Genomic DNA, 23960 nt, shown 5'->3' with positions numbered 1-23960 from the left:
TTAACAATTATTATATTAGGGGGTAACAATTAATTTTCTTCCTTCAATGGTGAAATGAACTTTAGACAATTCCAGAACTTTCAATACTTCTAAAAGATTGGTATTTATTGAGATTTTACCTCCAAATTGCCGTTTAGGTATGTCACCTTTATATTCCACATCTATATTGTACCAGCGTGAAAGCTTACGCATAATGCTTTCAAGACTTTCGTTATTTAAAATAAAATAGCCATTCTTCCAAGCAAAGGCCTCTTCCAGATCTGCATCTGAAGCCATTAATTTATTAGCTTGCAATATAGTTTGTTGGCCCGGTTTTAAGCGTACTTCGGCGTTTTTGAAGGCAGATTCCCCTGAGGTAGAGACTTTAACTGAGCCTTCTAAAAGCGTCGTTTTGGTCGCAAATTCATCATCATAAGCACTAATATTAAATATTGTGCCTAGAACTTCAATAAGCTGGCCTTTAGATTTTACCCGAAACGGCTTTTCAGCATTATGGGCCACTTCAAAATAAGCCTGTCCACTAACCTCTACTTTACGTTCATTACCTGCAAAAAATACAGGATATTTAATAGTAGAAATGGCATCAAGCATAACTTTTGTTCCATCTGGCAAAACTACCGTCCATTGCCCGCCTTTTGGAGTTGTTATAGTATTATAGGTTATTGACTCTTCGCTACTAGATTGATTGTTTGCCAGATAGCTGATCACCCCCTCACTGGTCTTTGTAATAACCTGACCATTCTCTTCTAATACCGTTCCTTTTGTAGCCTCATTTAAGCTTACCTGCTTGCCATCAGACAATGTCAATATGGCCTTGTTGCCTCCGGGAGTAATCTCCACCTGCTTCTGGCTAAGTAATTGAGGAGTTGATTTGTGTAGGTAAAAATACCCCCCCATAAACAGACAAAACAATAAAGAGGCAGCAACGGCAATACGCGGCCATATGCTCCTTAACTGCCTTGCAGGCGCTTCTTTTTCAACCTCTTTCCACATTTCGGCTTTGAGTGCTAAAAAATCAGGCTCTGATAACAGATATTTTTCATCTTTATCCAGATTATGGAACCAATGGTTCAGCCTCAGCTTCTCTTCTTCGCTGCACTTGCCTGATCTGTAACGCTCTAGTAATTCTATTGCCTTTTCCATTTATACTCTGCAGATATTTAAATCTATATCCTCTTTATACTCTCTTAATTATAACCAAGACAGATAACTCAGCACATACAGTGACAAACTTGTAAAATAAATTTCAAAAAAAAGACAATAAGCTTATAACTAAGAGTTTATAAAAATAAAAATATAGACATAAATACCTAATTTTGTACGTAGTGCTTTTAAAGCACGCTTCATTTGGGTATTTACTGTTGTCTCAGAAATATTGAGTTTCTCAGCAATTTCTTTATAGGTTAAGTTTTCAGTACGGCTTAAAAGAAATACTTCTCTCATTTTTAGAGGTAAATTATTGATCTCTATTTCAATTAATGCTGCAATCTCCTTTTCACGGATCAGATAATCTGTTCCTTCATGATTGGCTTTCAAATATTCATCAAGTGATGCCAGGTACTTGCTCTCTATATTTTTATGAGCAAAGATATTTAATGCACGGTTACGAACGGAGCGGTAAAGGTATCCGGACAAAGAAATATCAAACTTGATTTCCTCCCGACGGTTCCACAAAGCTATAAACACATCTTGTACAGCATCTTTTGCTTCTTCCCTCTCCTTTAACTTTTTGTAGGCGTACAGATAAAGCAGGCTATAATATCTATCATAAATTTCTACAAATGCCTTTCTGTCGCCCTGATTTAATAATAAGGAGAGTTTATGATCACTATAAGCATTGTATATTGATGCTATCATCAGTCTTACTTAATTTATACAATTCCAGGTCAATTATAAATAATTATCCTTAGAATAACAGTACAGTAAAATATACACTCATACTTAATGATGGTGTAAGTTGCGCCCAGCATCACCTAAAGATAGTTTTTAGCGTAAAAAAGATGATAAAATTAATAGTACCGTCCATTCTGGTCATGTACAATATCTTACTTCTCACAGGTCTTAGGTTTTTATACAAATGGGAAAGGCCGCCAAATGAAGAAACCTCGAGTAACATCCAGCTAGGGGGCAAAGGGTTGCTATAGTTTGCCTTGAAGAACCCTAAAAATTGCTCATCACTCCCGTCAAATTCCCTCTTTCAATTTAATTAGACTCGCATTGTGTCTGTTTTGATTAGCAAACAAAGAAGGATTACTATACCAGAAAAGGCCGTATTGGTGTGATAATATGTAAATCATCTTTGCACGAATGGCAACTTCAATCTTTTCAAGTTCGGCCGTTGCGAGTTTACGGAGTAAGTAATTAAATAGACCGGAATATACAAAACCCGAGTCCTGCTCAGATTTTAGATGCATTTTTTAAATTGCAGAACTAGATCGTATCTTGCCGGGCACTAAGCAAAGCCGCAAACCGCTGGCAGTGATTGAAACGAGCAATCCCCATAGCAACCGATGAAGTACAAAAAAATAAATCCTTATAAACAATTAAATCCCTTTATTCATTTCTATTGGGAACTCAAAGGAAACGAGCTTGAAAGACGACAATGGGAACGGGTTTTCCCAGATGGCTGTGCTGGTATAGTAATGAATTTGGGAAATACTTGTTTGACCGACAATGGCTCGAATTTAATTGAGTTTGGGAAAACGTATGTAGTTGGTGCAATGAATTCATTCAAAGACAGCTTTATTGACAACGATACACATCTAATAGGTGTGTGTCTAAAACCTGCAACTTTTGCGAATTTTTATAGCTACACCTCACAAAATGAGCTGACCAACAACACCGTTGAATTTGAAAAATCTAATTCATTTAATGTTAATAGAACATTTGACAATCCATTCAATTATTTTAACCAATTCTTTTCAGAGAGAATAAAAAGCAAAAACAAACCACTACAATCAGTGATCAACGATATACATTCCACAAATGGACAACTCAGTATTTCCGAGCTATCAAAACGAAACTTCACAACGGTAAGACAACTGGAGAGAAATTTTAAAAACTACATTGGATTATCACCAAAAGAATATTCAAATATTATTCGCTTTCAGAATGCTTTGAGTATAATCAAAAATTCAAATCAAAACCGAAGCTTATTAGATATTGCATTTGAATGCGGCTATTATGACCATTCGCATCTTACCAATGAAATAAAGCGAAATACCGGGCTTTCACCTTCACTACTTTAATTTTGTCGTATTTTTACAAAGTGTAATGACTTGTCTAAAAGTAAATTTGCAGAAACAGTTAAATTTAAAAAAGATGCGAAAAATATCACTTTTCATTGCAATGAGTTTAGACGGTTACATTGCAAAACCAAATGATGACCTAAGTTACTTGAAGCTTGTTGAGAAAGCAGGAGAAGATTACGGCTATGAGGAATTTACATCCAAAATTGACACCATAATTATTGGTAGAAAAACCTATGACTATGTACTTAATGAAATCGGTGCATCTCATTACGACAATGGACAACGAGATATTTATGTCATAACAAGGACTGAAAGACCACAAGTAGGCAGAACGATTTTTTATACGGGCGACTTAACCGAATTGGTGGACCGTTTAAAATTAGAAGATGGTAAGAACATCTATTGCGATGGTGGTGCTGAAGTAATCAATGAACTATTGAAGCACGAATTAATAGACGAGTTTATAATCTCGGTTATCCCTGTTTTATTAGGTGACGGAACAAGACTTTTTAAAGACGGAAGGCCTGATCAAACTCTTGAATTTATAACAGCAAAAACTTTTGATACAGGATTAGTACAATTATATTATAAACGAAAAAAATAAAAATGAGCAAAATAATATTTGACAGTGGAATATCGCTTGATGGCTTTTTTGCAGGCGACCGTGTTCCTTGAACGGAACCAAATGGAGCTATAAAATTACGCCGATAATCTTAATGCAATCGGCGTAATTTACAGTATAATCAAAAATTAAAATTTGAAAACCTCCTTCATTTTCTTGTCGAATTCCTCACTGCTGGTGCCTCTGTATCTTGCAAGTTCGGTTCCATCCTTATTCAGCAATATCTTAGTTGGAAACATACCCATCCCAAAAGCTTTTATCGGGTCAAAACTAGCGACGCCATCATTGGCCAACACTTGAATCCAATCTATTCCATCGTCTTTTACTGCTTTTTTCCAAGTTACTTTTGCTTTTTCCAAGTCTGTAGCAGATTCCATCGCCACCCCAACAATTTCAAAACCTTTATCCTTATACTTGTTGTAAACTTCCTTTAGATGGGGATGACTTCCACCGCAGGGAAAACACCAGCTGCTCCAAAAATCAATTAGGACAGGAATGAAAAGGCTATTCCTTTTACAATTCATTATTTTACCGTCGTCATATTTGAGCATGATGATCTGCTTTGCGGTCTCTGGGGATGATTAACGATTATTGTAATTGGCCAAGCTAATGAATTATGTATACCTTAGTGTTCAGGAATTTGACAATGAAAGATTTGCGCAGCGCTTCAGACCAAGAACTGGTCGCCCTACTAAAGGGTGCTGACCATTCTGCGTTTACTGAAATCTACAACCGTTATTCGGTTCCCGTACTCTACCAGATCAACCAGATGCTGCGCGACCGGGAATCATCCAGGGATTTATTACAGGATTTGTTTGTCGTACTATGGAATAAACCGGAGAACTTGCAGCAGAATACCAATTTGAGGGCTTATTTGTATGTGGCCGCCCGAAACCGTGTATTTGATCTGATCGAAAAAGGGAAAGTCAGAAATGATTATTTATCTGCGGTGGCCGCTTATGCGTCTGAGGTGAGTTTAGATACTTTAAACGAGCTGGATGAGCGGGAACTGAGCCGGAACATTCAAAAAGAGATCGATACCCTGCCGCCTAAAATGCGAGAGGTATTTGAGCTGAGCCGGATGGAGAATCTTTCCCATCTGGAAATTGCGGAGAAACTAGGTATTTCTGATAAAACGGTAAAAAAACAGATCAATAAAGCTTTGCATGTTTTACGAGAGAAAGTTGGCCCTTATACGGCTACCGGATTGATTGTGATGTCAATTTACCATCCCCTGCAACAAAACTTCCCGTACAAGGAAGCACCCAAAAAAAATATTTTTCAAAGTAGCGTACTACCTGGGCGCTAGTCACCCGTAATACTTATAGATCTGCGTAATCAGTCCGTTGGTCAATATAGGTATGAACAGAAATGAAGCTAGAGATTTATTCCGGAAATACAACACTGATACCGCTACTCCGCAGGAGCGTTCATTGCTGGAACATTGGTATTCGGAAACTTTATTGGATAGGCAGCAGGATCCTACTGGGGATGATCTGCTTTCATTAAAGCATGAGGCTTGGTCTGCGATCTATGCACAGACTGTTCCTGTAAGACGGGTGAAGCTTTGGCCACGCATTGCGGCTGCAGTTGCTGTGGTTACCATTATTTTCGGTGCAGGTTTATTCTATTTTTCGCAGGACTCCAAACAGGTTGGCACCAATCAAATTTCCTACAAAAATGATATAGCTCCAGGAAAGCAAGGTGCGACGCTGACACTGGCCAATGGTAAAAAAGTCAGGTTAACTGATGCTGCAAATGGTGAACTGGCTAAAGAGGCGGGTGTAGTAATCACCAAATCTGCCAGCGGACAGGTGATTTATGAAATCAGAGGTTCTGATGCCCAGAGCAACAAAATAAATACTTTATCCACTGCTAAAGGGGAAACCTACCAGCTACGTTTACCGGATGGTTCTTTGGTATGGCTAAATTCAGCTTCCACCCTCACCTACTCGCCTATCTTAACTAAAAATGGCCAACGAAGTGTAAAACTAGAAGGTGAAGCTTATTTTGAAATTCAGAAGGATAAGACACACCCTTTCATTGTAGAAAGCAAGGGTCAGCAGGTGGAAGTTTTAGGAACCCAATTTAATATTAATGCTTACCATGATGAGCCAATTGCTGCCACTACCTTAGTTGAAGGTTCTGTTAAAATTAATGCTCAGGGAAATGACCTGTTGCTAAAACCGGGTGAACAAGGCATAAACAACGGCAAAACTTTGTTGGCTCATCGAGTTGAAATCGAAAATATCACCGACTGGAAAAATGGCGACTTTTATATGGATGGGATAGACTTTAAGGTCGCTATGCGGAAAATTGCCAGATGGTACAATGTGGAAGTCATCTATGATGACTCAGTACCTACAAATATCAAATCGGGTGGTTGGATGTCGCGAAGTAATAAACTTTCTGCGATCCTACAATCCATTGAAAAATCAGGTATGGTACACTTTAAAATTATCGGACAAAAAGTATATGTATCAAAATAACTTTTACCTCCCTTAACACGATTATTTATAAACCAAAAACAAACTAAAAAATGATAAAAACACTACGACGGCAAGCCTAAGGGTAAATTAAACCTGCCATAAAATAAAAAACCAGAAGTGTAACTAGCACTTCTGGTGTATGAATGGCCAGTTAATATTAAAATATCAATCTGTTAAACCGCAGCTGCCTTCCGTTTCGAAGCAAAGGGCAAGTTGCATACAACCAATCAAAACAAATGTATCGAAATTATACTAAACCTGGTGGGTCCCGGCGACTCTACCAAAAAATATGCCTGGTTATGCGCCTGATCGTCGTAATACTTATCGCATCTCTTGTTCAAGTTAGTGCCGCTACGTTCGGTCAGCGCATTACCGTCCATCAAAAAAATGCTTCGCTCACATCTGTACTGAAAGAAATCAGGTTACAGAGTGGATTTGACATTTTTTACGATTTCAAAATCATTCCCCAGCACCAGAAAGTTAGCATACAGCTAGATAACGCAACTATTGAAGAAGCGTTAAATACAGTATTAAAAGACTTCAAGTTTCAGTACTACATCGATGGAACTATAGTGACAATTAAAAAGAAAAAAGAGCCTTCTGTGTTAGATCAGATTATTAGCCGATTTCAAGAAATTGAGGTTAGAGGTAAGGTTTTAACAGAAAACGGAGAATTTCTAGCTGGGGCTACTGTTGCCATAAAAGGAAGTGGCCGATCTGTAAAGACAAATGAAAAAGGAGATTTTTATTTGCAAAATGTTGCAGAGAAGGATAAGCTCCTGATTAGTTATATCGGCTATGAGACCTTGGAACTGAATGTTAAAGCTGATATGGGAAGCTTAACTATGAAAATTGCTGACAGTAAGCTTGAAGAAATCACAGTAAATGCGGGTTATTATACCGTAAAAGACAAAGAACGTACTGGAAGTATTTCAAAGATCACGTCTAAAGAAATTGGACAACAACCAGTTGCCAACCCACTGGCCGCTATGCAAGGACGTATGGCTGGGGTGCATATTACGCAGAGCAGCGGTACCCCTGGAGGTGGCTTTGATATACAGATCAGGGGGCGTAACAGTTTACGCACTGAGGGTAATGCGCCTCTGTATATCGTTGATGGTGTACCGTTTTTAAGCGAAAGTAACAGTACGGGAGATCTCTCAGTGGAAATTCTACGCAATACGGCAAACAATCCACTGCAGCTGATCAATCCGAACGATATTGAAAGTATTGAAGTATTGAAAGATGCAGATGCAACCGCAATCTACGGCTCGCGTGGTGCAAACGGTGTCGTACTTATAACAACAAAAAAAGGAACAAGCCAGCCAACGGTATTTTCTTTACAAAGCCATACTGCAATTGGTATTGTACCAAATTTTATGAACCTAATGAAAACGGGGCAATATCTGCAGATGCGCCGTGATGCCTTTTCAAACGATGGTATTACGGAATTCCCAGCAAATGCATACGATGTAAAAGGTACATGGGACGCTGAGCGGTATACAGACTGGCAGCGGGAACTGATAGGGCGAAAGGCGGTAAACCAGCAGGTTTCTGCAAGCTTGCGCGGAGGCGACAAACACAATAGTTTTATGGTGCAGGTAAGTACTGCAAAAGACGGTACGGTGTTTCCCGGGGACTACGGTAACAAACGGAAAAACCTGCTGGCGCAGTTCGGCCACACTACCGCTGATGAAAACTGGAAAATCAGCACCCAGTTTGTAAGAGGCGAAAGTGATAACCGGTTGCTTGGTGTAGACTTAACCAGAGATGCCCTTACACTGGCTCCAAATGCACCTGCATTGTACAATCAAGATGGCAGCCTGAACTGGGAGAATGGTACGTGGAATAATCCACTGCGGTGGACAAACCAGACCTATAAGGCAAAAAATGTACAGTGGCTTACCGCATGGAATCTGGAAGGTAAAATAACACGCAACCTTACATTCAAAGCGGTTGCGGGCTATAACGAAATGAACGGTGACGAATGGAAAATTATTCCGCATACCATTTACAATCCAGCAATGGGACTTACCAGTGCCAACTCCAGCAGTATGCAGGGCATCACCAAGGCAAGTGTATGGAACCTGGAACCTCAGCTGCACTTCGAAGAACAGTTCGGCAGGCATAAGGTAACTGCGTTGGTCGGAACTACTTTTTTAAAACAACAGAATGCAAAGCAGGTATGGCGGGCCTCTAATTTTGGTTCTGATGCACAAATACAGAACTTTCTGGCAGCAAAAACACTGCGGATTATAAGCAATACGGTCAGCGAATATGCCTATCAGGCAGTCTTTACGCGTTTAAATTATCTGTATGACGGCAGGTTTGTAGTAAATATAACAGGGCGTCGCGACGGTTCCAGCCGTTTTGGTCCCAACAAACGCTGGGGCAATTTTGGTGCGGTGGGGGCTGCATGGTTGTTCGGCAGTGAAAAGATATTCGAGAATAGTAGTTGGTTAAGTTTTGGAAAGCTGCGTGGAAGTTACGGAATAACGGGAAGTGACCGAATCGGCGATTACCAATACCTTGATACCTATCAGTACTCTGGTGGTGTTTACGAAGGTGGCGGGCTGGCACCGGCACGCCTTTACAATCCTGATTTCAGTTGGGAAACAAACCGTAAAATGGAAGCCGCAATAGAACTGTCGCTTTTTAACAACCGCGTTAGCCTGTCTACTGCTTACTACAGAAATGTTTCGGATAACCAGCTTGTGGGTGTACCTCTACCGGGAACTACGGGCTTTGCTACGGTGCTGGCAAATTTACCCGCAGAGGTAGAAAATACCGGTTGGGAGCTGGAGTTTAAATACCGTGTACTTTCTGGTAATGATTGGAATTGGAGTCTTTTTGGAAACTGGAGCAGCAACCGCAACAAACTATTGGAATTTCCAGGATTGGAAGCTTCTACCTATAAAAATATGTATGCGCTAGGGCAGCCTACTTCCATGATTTATGTGTACGACTACACAGGAACCGACCCGGTTTCCGGAGCATATACCTTCCGCGATGTAAATGGTGACGGTGTGTGGAATGCGGCCGACGATAAAAAGAGGATCGTTGATCTTACGCCGCGCTATTCGGCAGGCATCGGCTCTGAGGCATCGTACCGGAACTGGTCGCTTGATCTTCTATTTCATGCTGTAAAACAACAGGGTACTAATCATGCACTGGGATATGGCATGCCCGGAACATTTACCAATCAGCCGTCAGATGCCGTAATTGTTTCGGCACAGAAGCCTTCTGCAGGTTATAATAATGTCTTGAATGCTGCCTATAGCAGGTACGTTCAAAGTCAGCAGGCTTTTACGGATGCTTCGTTCATTCGTCTAAAAAATGTTACGCTTGCCTATAGTATTCCCAATGTATTCGCTTCAAAACTTTCAGGCCGCATCTACATCTCCGGACAAAATGTTTTTACGTGGACAAATTACAAAGGACTTGATCCCGAAAGCCAGGGAATTACCTCATTGCCGCCTTTAAGGGTGTGGTCTGCAGGTTTTGTTCTTAACTATTAACTTTAATATACTGATGATGAAAAATATATACAGAAATGGGATACCGCTCCTGATGGCAGTGCTATTATGTTCGGTGGCATTCACAGCTTGTGAAGAATTTGTGGAAACCGATCTTCCCGTGACCGAAACCACAGCTGACGCTGTATTTAACGACAAGGTCACCGCGGAAGCAGCACTGCTGGAAAACTATGTTTCACTGAGAGACCGTGTACTTACTACGGGTACAATTCCCGGTATAGGAAACCTTATGGGAATGTATGCAGATGAATCTGTAAACTGGCAGGTAGGCAGTATTGCAGAAAACACTTTCTTTACCAACGCACTTACTCCCTCCGATGCGGCTGTACAGACTTTATGGAACGATTCCTATAAAATAATATATCAGTGCAATAGGGTGATCGACGGAGTGGCGCAGTCCGATGCGTTTGCCAAAGCCTCTAAGGATCAGCTTACCGGAGAAGCATTGTTTATACGCTCGTTTGTGCATTTTTACCTTTTGCAGCTTTTTGGTAATATTCCTTATGTAACGTCTACAGATTACCGCATCAACAAAACGGTGGCAAAAACACCTGTAAAGGATATGTACAGACTGCTTGCAGAGGATTTAGTGCAGGCTGGCACACTATTGGAAACGGCTGTTGCTCCGGTAAATACCCGGCCTTCAAAATATGCTGTAGATGCACTTCTGGCACGTCTGTACCTCTACGCACAACAGTACGACAAGGCATTGGAGTATAGCAGTGGCGTAATAGCAGCCGGTTTCTCGGTTGACCAGCCGGTAGAAGATACGTTTCTCAAGGGTGGTAAAAGTATTATTTGGAGTTTGAAGCCCGGTGTGGAAGGTGCAAATACACACGAAGCACTAATCTACATTGTCACCGGTGCAACTCCTACCTCGCGCAGCCTCTCGGAAAATCTTGTAGCAAGTTTCGAACAGGGAGACCTTCGCAAGGAATTGTGGATCAAAAAGATGGGCACAGAAAATGCACCGTATTACCACGCTTTTAAATACCGCGAAAAAGTCCCTTCGGCAGCAACAAAAGAACATTCGGTGCTGCTAAGGCTCGAAGAAATGCTAATGATACGCTTGGAAGCAGACCTGTATTTGGGAAATAATGCGGCCGCACTAAAGGGTTGGAATAGGATACGCGAACGCTACGGACTTAATCCTTTTACAGAGCTACCTACGAACTGGAAAAAGCTGTTGTTGGATGAACGCCGACATGAGTTCTTTTGCGAGCTCGGACATCGTTTTTTCGATCTGAAGCGTACCGGAACACTTGAACAGGAAATGCTAAAGGCAAAGCCATCTTGGAAGAAATCGTTTGCAAAACTGCCGCTGCCACAGGCGGAACTGATGTTAAACCCTAATCTGCTTCCGCAAAATGAAGGTTATTAGATTTTTAGGCACCATTCTTTTTTTTGCTACGGCATCCGGATGTTTTGCACAAGCTGACTGTAATGCTATAAACAAACGTTTTTCTGTATGGAAAAAACAGGGGCAGGGTAAATTCTCTGAAAAAGGAGATTGGTTTACCTACATCAAATCCGGTGCACAGGACAGCCTTTTTGTAGTAAATACACGCAATGGGATAGAGAAGGTATTCACTGGTGTGTCTTCATTTAACTTTTTAGATGCGCACCTTCTTGCTGTGAAGAAAGAGGGGGCGGATATCCTGTTTGATTTGAAACGAGATCACTCAAAAAGGTTCGACCCTAAAGAATATGCTGTGTGGCATGGCAACGAGGGACTTTTATGGAAAAAGGCAGGTGAAATTGGATATACATCAATAAATGGTAAAAACAGGAAGCCGATACGTCAGGTAGCATTTTTTCAGCTTCACACGTCACAGAATTGGGGTATATATACAACGGAAGTAGCAGACAGTACGGCGGTGTACACACTCAATATTGGCGACTGGAAGCAACAGCAACTGCTAAGGTTTAGCGGAAAATTAAAAAGAGTAGTTTACAATCCGGACGATAACTTTTTTGTCATAGCGGTCGAAAAGGCAGATGGTAGTACACAACTTTTTGCACAAAATGTTACAGTAAAACAATCAATGGACAAAATAAAAACGGTCTTCGTGAAAGATATTGCCGTAAACAGTATATCTCTTGACAGCCGTAACGGGAAAGTGTATTTCAACACGTTGAGCGTACCGCAAGTCGCAACAGGTAAAGCGGTATCGTTTGCCGAATCTTTGAAAGCCGAATCTACCGTCCCACAAAACAAACGTATGGTTTGGAATACTTTAAAAGAGGAAGTATATGCTTTAGCAGAACCGGGCTTTTCAGAAATGGTACCTACCGCACACCCTGACAGATACATCGGAATCAAAACCGATCAGTATGATCCCAGAGATCACAACGGACTCTCTTATGCAGATTATTACATAAGCGGTAAGGGCATAGATGAAGTACTTATAGAACGTAAAATGCCCTTGCTGTACAGACAGTTGCTCGTGGCACCTCATGCAGAATATCTGGCATATTTTAAAGAAGGTAATTGGTGGTCTTACAATATAGGTACTATGGAAAAAAGGTGTCTTACCTGTAAAGTGGCGGCGGAGTTCGAAAACACCTTACCAAATTATCCTTACAGTGTCAGGCATTATGAAACGATGGGCTGGTCTGCGGATGGGCGGGATCTGCTGATATACAGCAAATACGATATATGGCGGCTTGCACTAGATGGGTCTTCAGCTGAAGTCCTCACAGCGGGTATTACAACCCAAACGGTATTCAGACACGCTGTAGAAAAAACACTGCCCAAGTCGTTTATTTCCGATCCTAGGTTCGAGACTAAAATAATACCGTCTGGAAATAAGTTCGTTTTAACTGCTTACAGACATACAGTGGAAGAACAGGCATTGTATCTCTTAAATTGTAAAAGGCTATTTGAGATATGCGGTTTTGCAAACCAACAATTTGATTATACGAAACTTACAGAAAAATATTTGGTGTATAAAGCCGAGAGTTTTAATAAATTTCCGTACTTTGTAAGACATGATTTAAAGACCGGTAAAACATGGTCATCTGATAAACAGTCTGATACGGTAAATTTTGGTAAAACAAAAGTGATTACTTTAGAAGGTACCGCAAATCGGATTAAAGGTGCACTGCTGTATCCTACAGATTATAAACCGGGTGCAAAATATCCGCTGATAGTATCGCTTTATGAACGCGAAGCACAGGAGATTAATAAGTTCAGGCTTCCAACATTGGAGAATCATGCGGGTTTTAATGCAGCACTTTACACTCAGAATGGTTATTTCGTTCTTTATCCGGATCTCAGATATACACATGACAATGTGCTGGAAAGTTTTCAGACCGATCTGGATGGATTGCTGGATAAGGTTATTGCAGAAGAACCGGCAGTAAATGCGGATAAGCTTGGTGTCATCGGTCATTCTTTTGGAGGTTTTCAGGTAATGCATGCGGTGGGGCATACGCACCGGTTCAAGGCAGCTGTTGCAGGTGCCGGTGTTTCAGACCTGATGGATTTCTATTTTACCGAACACGGAAAGGGCGGTGTCGGTATGTTTGCTTTTGAATTTGCACAGTACCGCAGTAAGATGCCAGTTGGAAATTCGAATATAATGTTAAATGACCCCCTAAGTTTTGCACATAAGATAACAACCCCGCTTTTTTTATGGTCGGGTACAAGTGATTCACAGGTACACCACAGAAACAGTGAGAAAATGTACAAAGCTTTATGGCGTCAGAAGAAGGAAGCCTATCTCACACTTTATGATAAAGAGTCGCACGCATTGGAAAAAAAAGAGAATCAGACGGATCTCAGTTGCAGGATACTGAAGTTTTTTGATGCGAAGTTGAAATAGTTTTTTTTCTTTGCTACTTACAGCAAAGAGGAAACTGTATTATGGTAGCGAGAAATTCCTATAAACAAGTAAGAAGGCTGAATATTTCATTTTTTCAAATGGACTATTCAGCCTTTTTACTTTTCCTCATACTTTTTTCTTAATCTTGCCCTTGCAACCTGCCTAAAGTCACAGCAAAATAAAGAATGAGAGATTATAAAAAATACAGCGATCAGGAGCTGACTATTCTTTTAAAAGATGGAGATGAACCAGCATTTGTTGAATTATATAACCGTTACAAATTACGCATTCTAGGTAATCTGGTAAAATTGTTGAGGTCTGAGGATTTGGCATTAGAACTTTCCCAGGATTTATTTTTAAAAATATGGGATACGAGGAAACAACTTGATCCTGAAAAATCATTTCGTTCGTATATCTTCAGAATTTCTGAAAATATGGTCATGGATTTTTTTAGAAGGGTCGCCAGAGATAAAAAGTTGCAGGCACAAATGATCCTCACCCAATCTGCCCTATATTCACATATCGAAGAAAATTTAATACAGGCTCAGGAAAGTAAACGTTTTGAACAAGTAATAGCTATGCTTCCACCTCAACGTAAACAAGTATTTACTTTATGCAAACTGGAAGGTAAATCTTACCAGGAGGTCAGTGGACTTCTCGGCATATCTACGTCAACCGTCAGCGATCATCTATTAAAAGCCAACCGTTTTTTAAAAGCAAAAATAAACAACAACTCTCCCCTGGCCATATCTGCATTTGCCCTTGCAGTTATTGATGGGATTGGACGTTAAAGTAAATATTTCAAAAATATTTACTTTCAGAGCAGGGACTTTTTCATCTTCGAGCGTAATAGCTGCAAAAAACAGAAATTGAAAAGTCCGGAACCCATCGCTTCTTTATTTGAAAAGTATCTTTCAGGCTCTTGTACTGCGGATGAGCTTAAATCCATGCTGGATCATTTTGAGGAACACCATGATACCCATCATCTGATGCAGTTAATAGAAAAACAGATGCAGCAAGATATTAATATAGAAGATGCGGAAAAGCTTCAAAACGCAATTGCCAAGCTTGACACCAACATACATACGGCTTTAAGCGAGATAAAACAAATATCTGCAAAACCAATAAAATACAGGTCAATTAGATGGATATCTGCAGCTGCAGCTATAATTACCATTCTATTTGTAGCAGCTATATTTTATTTCAACAAAAACACCTCCCTGGATCAAAATAAAACAACATATGCAAATGATGTCTCCCCAGGAAAAATTGGTGCTACATTAATATTAGCAAATGGAAAACAGATCAAACTAAGTGATGTTGCAAATGGAGAAATCGCAAGTGAAGCAGGAATCCGTATCAGCAAAACTGATGATGGACAAGTTATCTATGAAATAAACCCAACTAAAGGCACTCAACAACATGTAGACGCCCTCAATACTTTAACCACCGCAAAAGGGGAAACTTATATTTTAACCTTACCGGATAAATCCAAAGTTTGGTTAAACGCAGCCTCAAAATTGACTTACTCCGCTAAACTTATTAAGCATGGGAAACGCATGGTTAAACTTGATGGTGAAGGATATTTTGAAATTACTAAAGATCACCTCCATCCTTTTGTAGTAGAAAGTAAAGGACAGCAGGTGGAGGTTTTGGGAACTCATTTTAACGTCAATGCTTACCATGATGAAGAAAGCATCAAAACCACACTGTTAGAAGGATCGGTAAAAGTGTCTGGCAACAACAATAATATAATTCTGAAACCAGGACAGCAATCTCTATTAACCAATGGCAATCAATTAGTAGTATCCAAAGTCGACCTGCAGGAAGTCATAGCCTGGAAAAGTGGGGAGTTCTTATTCAGGAATGATGACTTTAGAACCGTAATGAGAAAAATTGCCAGATGGTACAACATTGAGGTTATTTATGAATCATCTGCCCCACTCCATCTTGAACTCGGCGGCATCACCTATAGAGCAAGAAGTATATCCTCTGTATTAAAAATGATGGAAAAAACAGGAGAAGTACATTTTAAGATAGAAGGTAACAAAGTAATCGTGAGTAAATAATAACAGAATATTAAATCCAAATTAAACCCAACACATGCAAGTATAATTATTAAAAAACACAAATAACAAATAAGCCAGAAGTGCTGAAACACCCCTGGCTCAAATTTGGAAAAAGTCAATAAAAATCAACTAGAATCGCAGAAAGCCGAAAGCTTAGACACCATAGGCCAACTGCATAACCAAATCTTTAAGTAAATGTATAAAATTTATACTAAGAAACTAGCTATACCCAAATGGTATATCCCTAAAATCTGGCTAATAATGCGCTTAACCGTCGTAATTTTAATGGCTTCTCTCATGCAAGTTAGTGCCTCAGGCTTTGCTCAGCACCTAACTTTAAGTAGAAAACAAATATCATTGGAGAAAATTTTTCATGAGATCCACAATCAAACGGGTTATGAATTCCTTTATAACAGGTCTTTGATCAAAAAGAAAAAAAACGTTGACATCAACGTTGCAAATGAACCCATCGAATCTGTATTAAAAAAATTAACCGAGGACCAACAATTACAATTCTCAATTGAAGACAAATTCATTGTAATTAAGGAAAGATCTTTACTAAATAAGCTGATCGCAAGATTTCTGGAAATTGAGGTCAGAGGTAAGGTTTTAACAGAAAACGGGGAAGCGCTAGCTGGGGCTACAGTTGCCATAAAAGGAAGTGGCCGATCTGTAAAGACAAATGAAAAAGGAGATTTTTATTTGCAAAATGTTGCAGAGAAGGATAAGCTCCTGATTAGTTATATCGGTTATGAAACCTTGGAACTGAATGTTAAAGCTGATATGGGTAGTTTAACTATGAAAATTGCTGACAGTAAGCTTGATGAAATAACGATAAATGCAGGGTATTATACTGTGAAAGACAAAGAACGCACGGGAAGTATTTCAAAGATCACATCAAAGGAAATCAGTCAACAACCAGTTGCCAACCCACTGGCCGCTATGCAGGGACGTATGGCTGGGGTACATATTACGCAAAGCAGCGGTACCCCCGGGGGTGGTTTCGATATTCAGATCAGGGGGCGTAACAGTTTACGCACCGAGGGGAATGCGCCCCTGTATATGGTTGACGGCGTACCCTTAAATTCTCAAAGCACAAGCGATTTCGGTATATCTGGTGGTGTAATGCCTCTTGGAAACGTAAGCCCGCTGAACAGTATAAACCCTAATGATATTGAAAGCATCGAAGTGTTGAAGGATGCTGATGCTACTGCTATTTATGGTTCCCGAGGTTCCAACGGGGTAGTATTGATTACCACAAAAAAGGGCAGTTCGGATAAAACTACATTATCTGTACAATCAACAACTTCTGTTAGTACGGTCTCAAAATTCATGGATTTAATGGATACCCAACAATATCTTCAGATGCGTCGTGATGCATACGCTAACGATGGTGTCACAGAATACCCTGCGAATGCTTACGATTTAAATGGAACCTGGGATAAAAACAGGCATACAGATTGGCAAAAGAAGTTTATCGGCGGAAAGGCTGTATCACAAAATACACAGTTTTCAGTTGGAGGAGGATCAGCACAGACATCCTATATGCTTAGTGCATCAACTCGAAAAGACGGCACCGTATTTCCGGGCGATTTCGGTTATAAACGCACTAATTTTTTACTGAATGTAAACCACCGTTCGAAAAACGAGAAATTTTCAATGCAGGCAAATGTGCAGAAAAGCGATCAGAAAAACAACCTCATGGCATCGGATATTACGCCGCAGATTTTTCTTTCTCCAAACGCGCCTTCGCTTTATGATGAGAACGGCAACCTGAATTGGGAAAATAACACCTTTGATAACCCGCTGGCAAAACTGAACGGAAAGTTCTTACAGACCACCGGAACGTATAACTTACAGACAGTTATTGGTTATAGCATCGCTAAAAATATCAAAGCTGCTGTAAATATGGGATATAATACTGCATCGGGAGAAGAAATATTTACCAACCCATCCACTATGAATAATCCTTTTTATAAAATAGGTAGTGAAAGCTCTTTTATGCTTCGCACCACATCAAAAAGAGAGAACTGGATCATAGAGCCGCAACTGTCTGCAGAACGGAAATGGGACAACCATAAAATGGAAATCCTGATAGGAAGTACATTCGAAAAGCGTTTCCAATCGGCATTATCCATACAGGCTTCCAACTTTACATCAGACGACTTCATATTTAATGCTGCTAATGCCGTGACACAGCGAATTACAAAAGATTCTGAGACCGGATACGCTTATATGGCATTTTTCGGACGCATCAATTATATAGCGTATGAACGATACATTGTAAATATTACCGGTAGAAGAGACGGCTCCAGTCGCTTTGGTCCCAACAACCGTTTTGCCAATTTTGGGGCATTGGGTGGAGCGTGGCTGTTCAGCCGTGAAAAGTTATTAGAAAACATTTCGTGGCTCAGCTTTGGTAAGTTGCGCGCAAGTTATGGTATAGCGGGCAGCGACCTCATCGGTGACTACCAGTACCTGAATACATTCGGTGTAGGCAGAACGAATTATGATGGCAATGTGGGACTGGAACCGCTAAGGCTTTTCAATCCGGATTTCAGTTGGGAAACCAATAAAAAGCTCGAAGCGGCTCTGGAATTAGAATTATTCAACGGCAGGTTGGCACCGTCAATTTCATGGTACCGAAACCGCTCATCAAACCAGTTGGTAGGTATCCCGTTGCCGGGTACAACAGGTTTCAGCAGTGTACAGGCTAATTTAAATGCAACGGTCGAGAATTCGGGTTGGGAGTTTACTTTACGAACAAAGAATATAGACAAGGATAATTTTCAATGGAATACGAGTATAAACTTTAGTACTCCCCGTAACAGACTGATTTCTTTTCCTAATTTGGAAGGATCTACCTATGCCAACCAATACGTGATCGGGCAGCCTGTTACCATTAAAAAGGTTTACAGATACCTTGGTGTGAACCGCGAAATAGGTCTTTTTGAATTTGAAGATGTAAACAGGGATGGGGTAATGAATGCGTCAGACCGCCAAACAACGGTTAACATAGGGGCACGCCTTTTCGGCGGTCTGCAAAATAGTTTCCGTTATAAGAACTGGACTGTTGATTTTTTATGGCAGTTTGTAAAACAGAATGCTTATACGCCCGATTACGGTGTAAACTATTTGGGAAGTACATCCAACCGCCCGGTATATCAGGCTGATTATTTTACCGAAGGTACTCAGGGAAGTTTTCAAGTTCCTACTGCAGGTGCCAACAGGCCAGCTTTGCAGCAGTATCAATATTATAAAGACAGTGATGCAGTAATCGCAGATGCTTCGTTCATACGGCTGAAGTCGGCTATGGTACAGTATGGTTTTTCAATGAGTCGTACCAATCCTTTAAGGGCATCACTTTTCTTTCAAGGGCAGAACCTTCTCACTTTAACCGCCTACAAAGGCTTGGATCCTGAGGGAACCGTAGGTTTTCTTCCCAATTTGCGCACACTTGCGTTCGGGTTTCAATTGGCCTTTTAACTGTTTAATCCTTAAAACTTAGAATTATGAAAATATTCGGAAAAAAAACGGTGCTACTGCTTATAGTATTGATCATCACCGCCTGTGAAGGGTTTATTGACGAAGAACTGCCAAAAGATATGGTAAGCGAAGAAATGACCTTTAACAACGAACGTATGGCTGCGGCTGCACTTACAAATATATATACGCTCATGCGTAATAACGGATTTCTTTCAGGAAACAGGGATGGGATCAGTTATCTGCTGGGGTGTTATGCAGACGAATTGGAAGTACGCTCTCAACAGGAGTCGGGTTACAGGCATTTCTTTCAAGGAAGTGTGCTGAGTAACAACCAGTCTGTCAAGAATCTATGGAACAATACCTACAGCCAGATATATGCAGCAAATAATGTGGTAGAGGGTGTAATTGCTTCTACAGCCCTTTCGGTAGAAGTTAAAAACCAACTGTTGGGCGAAGCGTTGGCAATACGTGGACTGCTGCACTTTTATCTAACACAGACTTTTGGAAATATCCCTTACGTGAAAACTACAGATTATAACGTTAACAGGAATATGGCAAAAACAGATGTGGGTGAAGTGATGAAAATGGTAAAGGAGGATCTTTTGAAAGCAGAGCAACTGCTTATACCATTGTATCCTTCCGGTGAAAAGGTACGCATCAACCGGCGTGTCGTGCAGGGTTTTTTAGCACGGGTAAATCTGTATGAAAAAAATTGGTCAGCTGCCAGAGCATACGCGGAGCTGGTAATTGATGACGCCCTATATGACTGTGATGCACTGGATAAAGTTTTTTTGAAAGGAAGTAAAAGTGCAGTCTGGCAGTTTAAAACAGCAGTAGAAGGAGTGAATACCCTTGAAGGAGGTGCCCATATATTCATAGCGCTCCCTGTGCCCAACGCAAGGCTTCATCCGGTTCTGCTTGATGAATTTGATCCAGGTGATCAGAGAAAAGTACAGTGGGTTAAACAGGTTGGAACAGATCCCCAGAATACCCATGCTTTTAAATACAGACAACGTGCAGCTACTGCCTCTACCTTGGAATATTCTGTTATTATCAGGATAGAGGAAATGTATCTGATAGTGGCAGAAGCGACAGCAGAACAAGGAGATATGGAAACCTGCAGCAGTTCGCTTGATGTTTTGCGTAGTAGGGCAGGACTACCCAGATTGGATTTTACAGACAGGCAGTCTGCTGTTGATGCTATACTTAAAGAACGCAGGTTGGAATTGTTCGCTGAATTTGGTCACCGCTTCTACGATCTTAAACGAATGGGTCGCATGAACGATCTATCAATCGTCAAACAAAACTGGCAGGAACACTTCCGGGTGCTACCGCTTCCGGAAAACGAATTATTGTTGAATCCGAACATGCTGCCACAGAACTTTGGTTATTAATTAAACGGTTATGAAACATCTTTTTTCATATATTATTAGTTTGTTAGTATTTACAACCTGCCCGGTATCAGGGCAGGTTTCATCAGAAGGTCAGCAACAGTTGGTCAACGATAAGATAAATCCTTCAGGTAGCGCCGTTACTTTTTTTTCGCTGGAAGACAACCGCCGTACGCTGGTATTGAAGAATCTGAAGTCTGGAAATATAGCTTGTTTTGATAATGTAGATGGTGGTACCGTACTTACGGATCATGCACTTTACATTAAAGATTCCTCAAAAAACCTGATCCGATTTTCTTTAACAGACAATTTAAGGGATACCGTCAAGCAGGTAAATACATTTTATTATAATGGGGCTTATAGTATGTTATATGTATATAGTAGCAAAAAACAGCTTTTGGAACTAAGAAAAGCAGATAATTTAAAGCTTGTCGCTTCATATCAAGTGATGAAATACAGCCTGTCCGATGATTTCAGGCAGGTGCTGCTACACGATATTGCTGGGACATACCGGTTGCTAGATCTTAAAAATCTTAAGAGAAACGTAGTCTGGGTGCCGGAAAATCCCATACGTGCTTGGGATAAAGTAGTGTGGGAAAACAATAAAGCTTTTATAATATTTAAGGACGACAAGGAAATACGGTTGCAAGAATTAGGTATCAAAGGTATAGAGTCTGAACAGTTATGTAAACTTCCTTTGGATGAAAACCAATGGCAGATTGATGCATCGCTAAATGGATTACGCAGGTTAAGTGATTCCCTGTGGATTGTGGGCTTAAGACAAGTAAACGTGCAAAGTGATACTGTGAAGCCGCAGGTTTGGAAACAAAGTGATGTGCGAATCATATCAAAAGAAAAAAAACATCTTAAAGGACTGCATCCGGGTATATTAACTCGTGGCGCTTCAACAATAAGGGTACTTCCTTATGGTGATCACACAGTGCAATATTATACCATCGGTAATAATCTAAAGCTGTATTTAGTTACGGAAGGCTCAAACGATGTAAAGATTAGTGCAGATCGTAATATTTCTGTTTACGATCTGGCAACAGGCTCTGTGACAGATGCAGTTGTATTTTCTGGTAACAAAGAACGCTTGCTTTCATCTGCTCACTTTAACGACCTTTTGTACTTTAAAGATAGAAATTGGCATCTGTACAATACGGATACTGATAAATATACTGACGTAACTACAGGTGCCAGAGCTGCCTTTTACGAAGAAGGAAGCGAATTTTGTACACAGGAAGATTGTAGTCCCGTTACTAAGACATTTAATGTAACAGCCGGTGCAGAGGTGTTTTTAAACGATTCGTATGATGTATGGAAATTAAACGTTCCTCAGAAAAAACTTCAGAAGTTAACTTCAGGTCGTGCGAAAGGTTTGGTTTACAGTCTGGATAGTTCAAATGGCAGCGTAAAGTATTTACCATGGAGTATGAGTTCGGAAAGAATAGTAAAAAAAGAGGCAAAGCTGCTGTATCATTACCATTTAGAAGATTACTCGTTAGAAGGGATTGCGCTTGAAGGTGGTAAAGGTGTTGTTGTCAACCTTATTCAGGATGATGCATCTTACAGCCAAATAAATCGGTCGGGAAATTTTATTACCTATATAAAACAAAGGGCAAACATTCCGCCGGTAGTTTGTATGTTCGACACTAAGGAAAGAAAGGAAATAGTACTTTATTGCAGTAATGCTGCCGATACGCTTGCAGCTCTTGCCAAAACCAAGTATCTTCAGTGGCTAAATACTGATGGGGAAAAAAGGGGAGTTTTGATAAGGTATCCTTTAGATTATGATCAGGGTAAAAAATACCCTGCCATAGTAGACATCTACGAAAAAAAATATAAGGGACAGCACAAATATACTTCAAACAAGGTGGTAAGTAGTATAGGGTTTAACTGGCGTAACTATACCGAAGAGGGGTATTTTGTCCTTGAGCCGGACATATATTATAAGATAGGCGAAACAGGAGATGCTGCAAAAAGATCTGTAGAAGAAGCATTAGATAAGGTTGTTGAGAGTATTTCGCTCGATCAGGACAGAATTGCTCTGATAGGACATTCCTTTGGAGGTTATGAGACCAATTTTATAATTACAGGCAGCAACAGGTTTCGGGCTGCGGTATCGGGTGCCTCACTGTCTGATCTAGTGTCGGGGTATCATTTTTTGAATAAGGCTTCTTATCGTCCTGAGTTTTGGCGTTACGAACAATACAGCCTGCGCATGGGTAAACCTTTTTTCGAAATACCGGAAATTTATTTGAAGAACAGCCCGCTGCATCATGCCCAAAAGATAAGTACACCTCTACTTCTCTGGGCTGGCACGAAAGACGCACAGATTGACTATCAGCAATCGTTGTCATTTTTTCTAGCATTAAAAAGACAGCAGAAAAAGGTAACCATGCTTCTTTATGAAGATGAACATGTTTTATTTGATAGGGAAAATAAGTACGACCTGAAGTATCGCTTAAAGCAATATTTTGATTTTCATCTTAAGGATAGTGCAAAACCAGATTGGCTTGAATAAAAAAGACTGTCTCTTTTGAAGACAGTCTTTTTTTTAAATTAGTTGATAAACGATAATCTTACAGGACAGCTAAGTCCGTTGTCATCGGAACCCCAGAACTCGTTTCCGATAAGATCTGTACAAATAGGTCCTAATGCATCTGTACACTGTACTTCAACCATTGGCTTTTAATAAAGCGGTTAGTTCTTCGTCCTTAAAGTTATTATAGCTTCTCATCACTTCGATCTCTTTCTAATTTACGAAAGAAATAATGGTCAATGATAAGTATTAACTGGATATCACCAAGTGGTGATGATTTGAAGAACAAATAATTGCACCGGAAAAAGCCTTGGCTTTTTATTCTGCCAAACAGAAGCGCTAAGGCTAGCCAAAGAAAATCAAAAGATGGAACCGCAGGATATTCTCCGGCGGTTTAGCAAATATTGTTATAAAGCCCTAATGCTATACCAATGCCTCGATCTCTTCAAAAGAAAGCTTGGTAAGTTTAGAAATTTGTTCAATAGAAAATTGATCTTTCTTCATTGCCCGAGCGATTTCTAAAGCTTCTTGGTGGCGACCTCTTTCCATTCCCTGTTCAATCCCAATTTCAATGCCTTGTCTAGTCCTGTGTCTAGTCCTGAAATAACTATACAGGTGGTCTAATACGGGTTTCGCTATACAGTTTTTTTGGAAGGTTATCATTTATAAAATTAATAGTTTTCTTGCATTTTTTTATACTTTTTCCTGCAGTTCTTCCAGCGTTTGATCAGTGGCTTTTCTGAA

The 23960-nt window shown here is 40.2% G+C and carries 17 protein-coding genes and 1 pseudogene; 12 read left to right on the top strand and 6 right to left on the bottom strand.

Annotated features, from left to right (window positions below):
• Window positions 1-15: 15 nt before the first annotated feature.
• The 4 genes and pseudogenes from WC623_RS18565 to WC623_RS18550 form a co-directional block, all read right to left on the bottom strand.
• Window positions 16-1143 carry a FecR family protein gene (locus WC623_RS18565; protein WP_372853864.1) on the bottom strand — a complete coding sequence of 376 codons (1128 nt, stop codon included), beginning with the start codon at window positions 1141-1143 and terminating at the stop codon, window positions 16-18.
• Window positions 1144-1272: 129 nt separating this feature from the next.
• Window positions 1273-1857 carry an RNA polymerase sigma factor gene (locus tag WC623_RS18560; protein ID WP_372853862.1) on the bottom strand — a complete coding sequence of 195 codons (585 nt, stop codon included), beginning with the start codon at window positions 1855-1857 and terminating at the stop codon, window positions 1273-1275.
• Window positions 1858-1969: 112 nt separating this feature from the next.
• Window positions 1970-2134, bottom strand: a pseudogene (locus tag WC623_RS18555) (hypothetical protein); the annotation flags it as partial.
• Window positions 2135-2183: 49 nt separating this feature from the next.
• Window positions 2184-2414 carry an Abi family protein gene (locus tag WC623_RS18550; protein ID WP_372853860.1) on the bottom strand — a complete coding sequence of 77 codons (231 nt, stop codon included), beginning with the start codon at window positions 2412-2414 and terminating at the stop codon, window positions 2184-2186.
• A 96-nt stretch (window positions 2415-2510) separates the two neighbouring features.
• Here WC623_RS18550 and WC623_RS18545 point away from each other — a divergent pair, with 96 nt between their 5' ends.
• The gene (locus tag WC623_RS18545) at window positions 2511-3248 is read left to right on the top strand and encodes a DUF6597 domain-containing transcriptional factor (protein WP_372853858.1); all 738 of its coding nucleotides are present in this window, start codon (window positions 2511-2513) and stop codon (window positions 3246-3248) included.
• Window positions 3249-3273: 25 nt separating this feature from the next.
• Complete coding sequence (locus WC623_RS18540; RefSeq protein WP_372853856.1) at window positions 3274-3855, top strand: dihydrofolate reductase family protein; 582 nt, start codon at window positions 3274-3276, stop codon at window positions 3853-3855.
• Between the two features lie 146 nt (window positions 3856-4001).
• Here the strand turns inward: WC623_RS18540 and WC623_RS18535 are convergent, their stop codons facing one another.
• On the bottom strand, window positions 4002-4424 hold the full coding sequence (locus tag WC623_RS18535) for a TlpA family protein disulfide reductase (RefSeq protein ID WP_372853854.1): 423 nt from the start codon (window positions 4422-4424) through the stop codon (window positions 4002-4004).
• A gap of 95 nt (window positions 4425-4519) precedes the next feature.
• On the opposite strand from WC623_RS18535, the gene WC623_RS18530 reads away from it, so the two are divergent.
• The 10 genes from WC623_RS18530 to WC623_RS18485 all read left to right on the top strand — a co-directional run bounded on the left by WC623_RS18530 (window position 4520) and on the right by WC623_RS18485 (window position 23198).
• A complete protein-coding gene (locus WC623_RS18530; protein WP_372853852.1) occupies window positions 4520-5182 on the top strand; it encodes an RNA polymerase sigma factor in 663 nt (220 codons plus the stop codon).
• A gap of 52 nt (window positions 5183-5234) precedes the next feature.
• Window positions 5235-6362: a FecR family protein gene (locus WC623_RS18525; protein WP_372853850.1), complete on the top strand. Its 1128-nt coding sequence runs from the start codon at window positions 5235-5237 to the stop codon at window positions 6360-6362.
• Window positions 6363-6598: 236 nt separating this feature from the next.
• Window positions 6599-9880 (top strand): SusC/RagA family TonB-linked outer membrane protein, encoded by a 3282-nt coding sequence (locus tag WC623_RS18520; RefSeq protein WP_372853848.1) that lies wholly within the window; start codon window positions 6599-6601, stop codon window positions 9878-9880.
• Between the two features lie 13 nt (window positions 9881-9893).
• Window positions 9894-11279: a RagB/SusD family nutrient uptake outer membrane protein gene (locus WC623_RS18515; protein ID WP_372853846.1), complete on the top strand. Its 1386-nt coding sequence runs from the start codon at window positions 9894-9896 to the stop codon at window positions 11277-11279.
• Entirely contained in the window at window positions 11266-13725 is a 2460-nt protein-coding gene (locus WC623_RS18510) for an alpha/beta hydrolase family protein (RefSeq protein WP_372853844.1), read from the top strand. Before WC623_RS18515 ends, WC623_RS18510 begins: the two co-directional genes overlap by 14 nt.
• A 185-nt stretch (window positions 13726-13910) precedes the next feature.
• Window positions 13911-14516, top strand: coding sequence for an RNA polymerase sigma factor (locus WC623_RS18505; RefSeq protein WP_372853842.1), 606 nt, complete (start codon window positions 13911-13913; stop codon window positions 14514-14516).
• A 78-nt stretch (window positions 14517-14594) separates the two neighbouring features.
• Window positions 14595-15794, top strand: a complete 1200-nt coding sequence (locus WC623_RS18500; RefSeq protein WP_372853840.1) for a FecR family protein — start codon at window positions 14595-14597, stop codon at window positions 15792-15794.
• 195 nt (window positions 15795-15989) lie between these two features.
• The gene (locus WC623_RS18495) at window positions 15990-19280 is read left to right on the top strand and encodes a SusC/RagA family TonB-linked outer membrane protein (protein WP_372853838.1); all 3291 of its coding nucleotides are present in this window, start codon (window positions 15990-15992) and stop codon (window positions 19278-19280) included.
• A gap of 26 nt (window positions 19281-19306) precedes the next feature.
• Window positions 19307-20674, top strand: coding sequence for a RagB/SusD family nutrient uptake outer membrane protein (locus WC623_RS18490; RefSeq protein ID WP_372853836.1), 1368 nt, complete (start codon window positions 19307-19309; stop codon window positions 20672-20674).
• Between the two features lie 10 nt (window positions 20675-20684).
• Window positions 20685-23198 (top strand): alpha/beta hydrolase family protein, encoded by a 2514-nt coding sequence (locus WC623_RS18485; protein ID WP_372853834.1) that lies wholly within the window; start codon window positions 20685-20687, stop codon window positions 23196-23198.
• Window positions 23199-23639: 441 nt separating this feature from the next.
• Here the strand turns inward: WC623_RS18485 and WC623_RS18480 are convergent, their stop codons facing one another.
• Entirely contained in the window at window positions 23640-23879 is a 240-nt protein-coding gene (locus WC623_RS18480) for a hypothetical protein (RefSeq protein ID WP_372853832.1), read from the bottom strand.
• Between the last annotated feature and the right edge of the window lie 81 nt (window positions 23880-23960).

This window comes from Pedobacter sp., assembly GCF_041645105.1.
GTDB lineage: Bacteria > Bacteroidota > Bacteroidia > Sphingobacteriales > Sphingobacteriaceae > Pedobacter.
The sequence above is the reverse complement of the archived record's forward strand: the minus strand, read 5'-3'. Positions and strand labels throughout refer to the sequence as shown.

Bases quoted from the DNA above. Each gene is read 5' to 3' on its own strand.
- WC623_RS18565 (WP_372853864.1), bottom strand. From the start codon at position 1,143: ATGGAAAAGGCAATAGAATTACTAGAGCGTTACAGATCAGGCAAGTGC.
- WC623_RS18560 (WP_372853862.1), bottom strand. From the start codon at position 1,857: ATGATAGCATCAATATACAATGCTTATAGTGATCATAAACTCTCCTTA.
- WC623_RS18550 (WP_372853860.1), bottom strand. From the start codon at position 2,414: ATGCATCTAAAATCTGAGCAGGACTCGGGTTTTGTATATTCCGGTCTA.
- WC623_RS18545 (WP_372853858.1), top strand. From the start codon at position 2,511: ATGAAGTACAAAAAAATAAATCCTTATAAACAATTAAATCCCTTTATT.
- WC623_RS18540 (WP_372853856.1), top strand. From the start codon at position 3,274: ATGACTTGTCTAAAAGTAAATTTGCAGAAACAGTTAAATTTAAAAAAG.
- WC623_RS18535 (WP_372853854.1), bottom strand. From the start codon at position 4,424: ATGCTCAAATATGACGACGGTAAAATAATGAATTGTAAAAGGAATAGC.
- WC623_RS18530 (WP_372853852.1), top strand. From the start codon at position 4,520: ATGAAAGATTTGCGCAGCGCTTCAGACCAAGAACTGGTCGCCCTACTA.
- WC623_RS18525 (WP_372853850.1), top strand. From the start codon at position 5,235: ATGAACAGAAATGAAGCTAGAGATTTATTCCGGAAATACAACACTGAT.
- WC623_RS18520 (WP_372853848.1), top strand. From the start codon at position 6,599: ATGTATCGAAATTATACTAAACCTGGTGGGTCCCGGCGACTCTACCAA.
- WC623_RS18515 (WP_372853846.1), top strand. From the start codon at position 9,894: ATGATGAAAAATATATACAGAAATGGGATACCGCTCCTGATGGCAGTG.
- WC623_RS18510 (WP_372853844.1), top strand. From the start codon at position 11,266: ATGAAGGTTATTAGATTTTTAGGCACCATTCTTTTTTTTGCTACGGCA.
- WC623_RS18505 (WP_372853842.1), top strand. From the start codon at position 13,911: ATGAGAGATTATAAAAAATACAGCGATCAGGAGCTGACTATTCTTTTA.
- WC623_RS18495 (WP_372853838.1), top strand. From the start codon at position 15,990: ATGTATAAAATTTATACTAAGAAACTAGCTATACCCAAATGGTATATC.
- WC623_RS18490 (WP_372853836.1), top strand. From the start codon at position 19,307: ATGAAAATATTCGGAAAAAAAACGGTGCTACTGCTTATAGTATTGATC.
- WC623_RS18485 (WP_372853834.1), top strand. From the start codon at position 20,685: ATGAAACATCTTTTTTCATATATTATTAGTTTGTTAGTATTTACAACC.
- WC623_RS18480 (WP_372853832.1), bottom strand. From the start codon at position 23,879: ATGATAACCTTCCAAAAAAACTGTATAGCGAAACCCGTATTAGACCAC.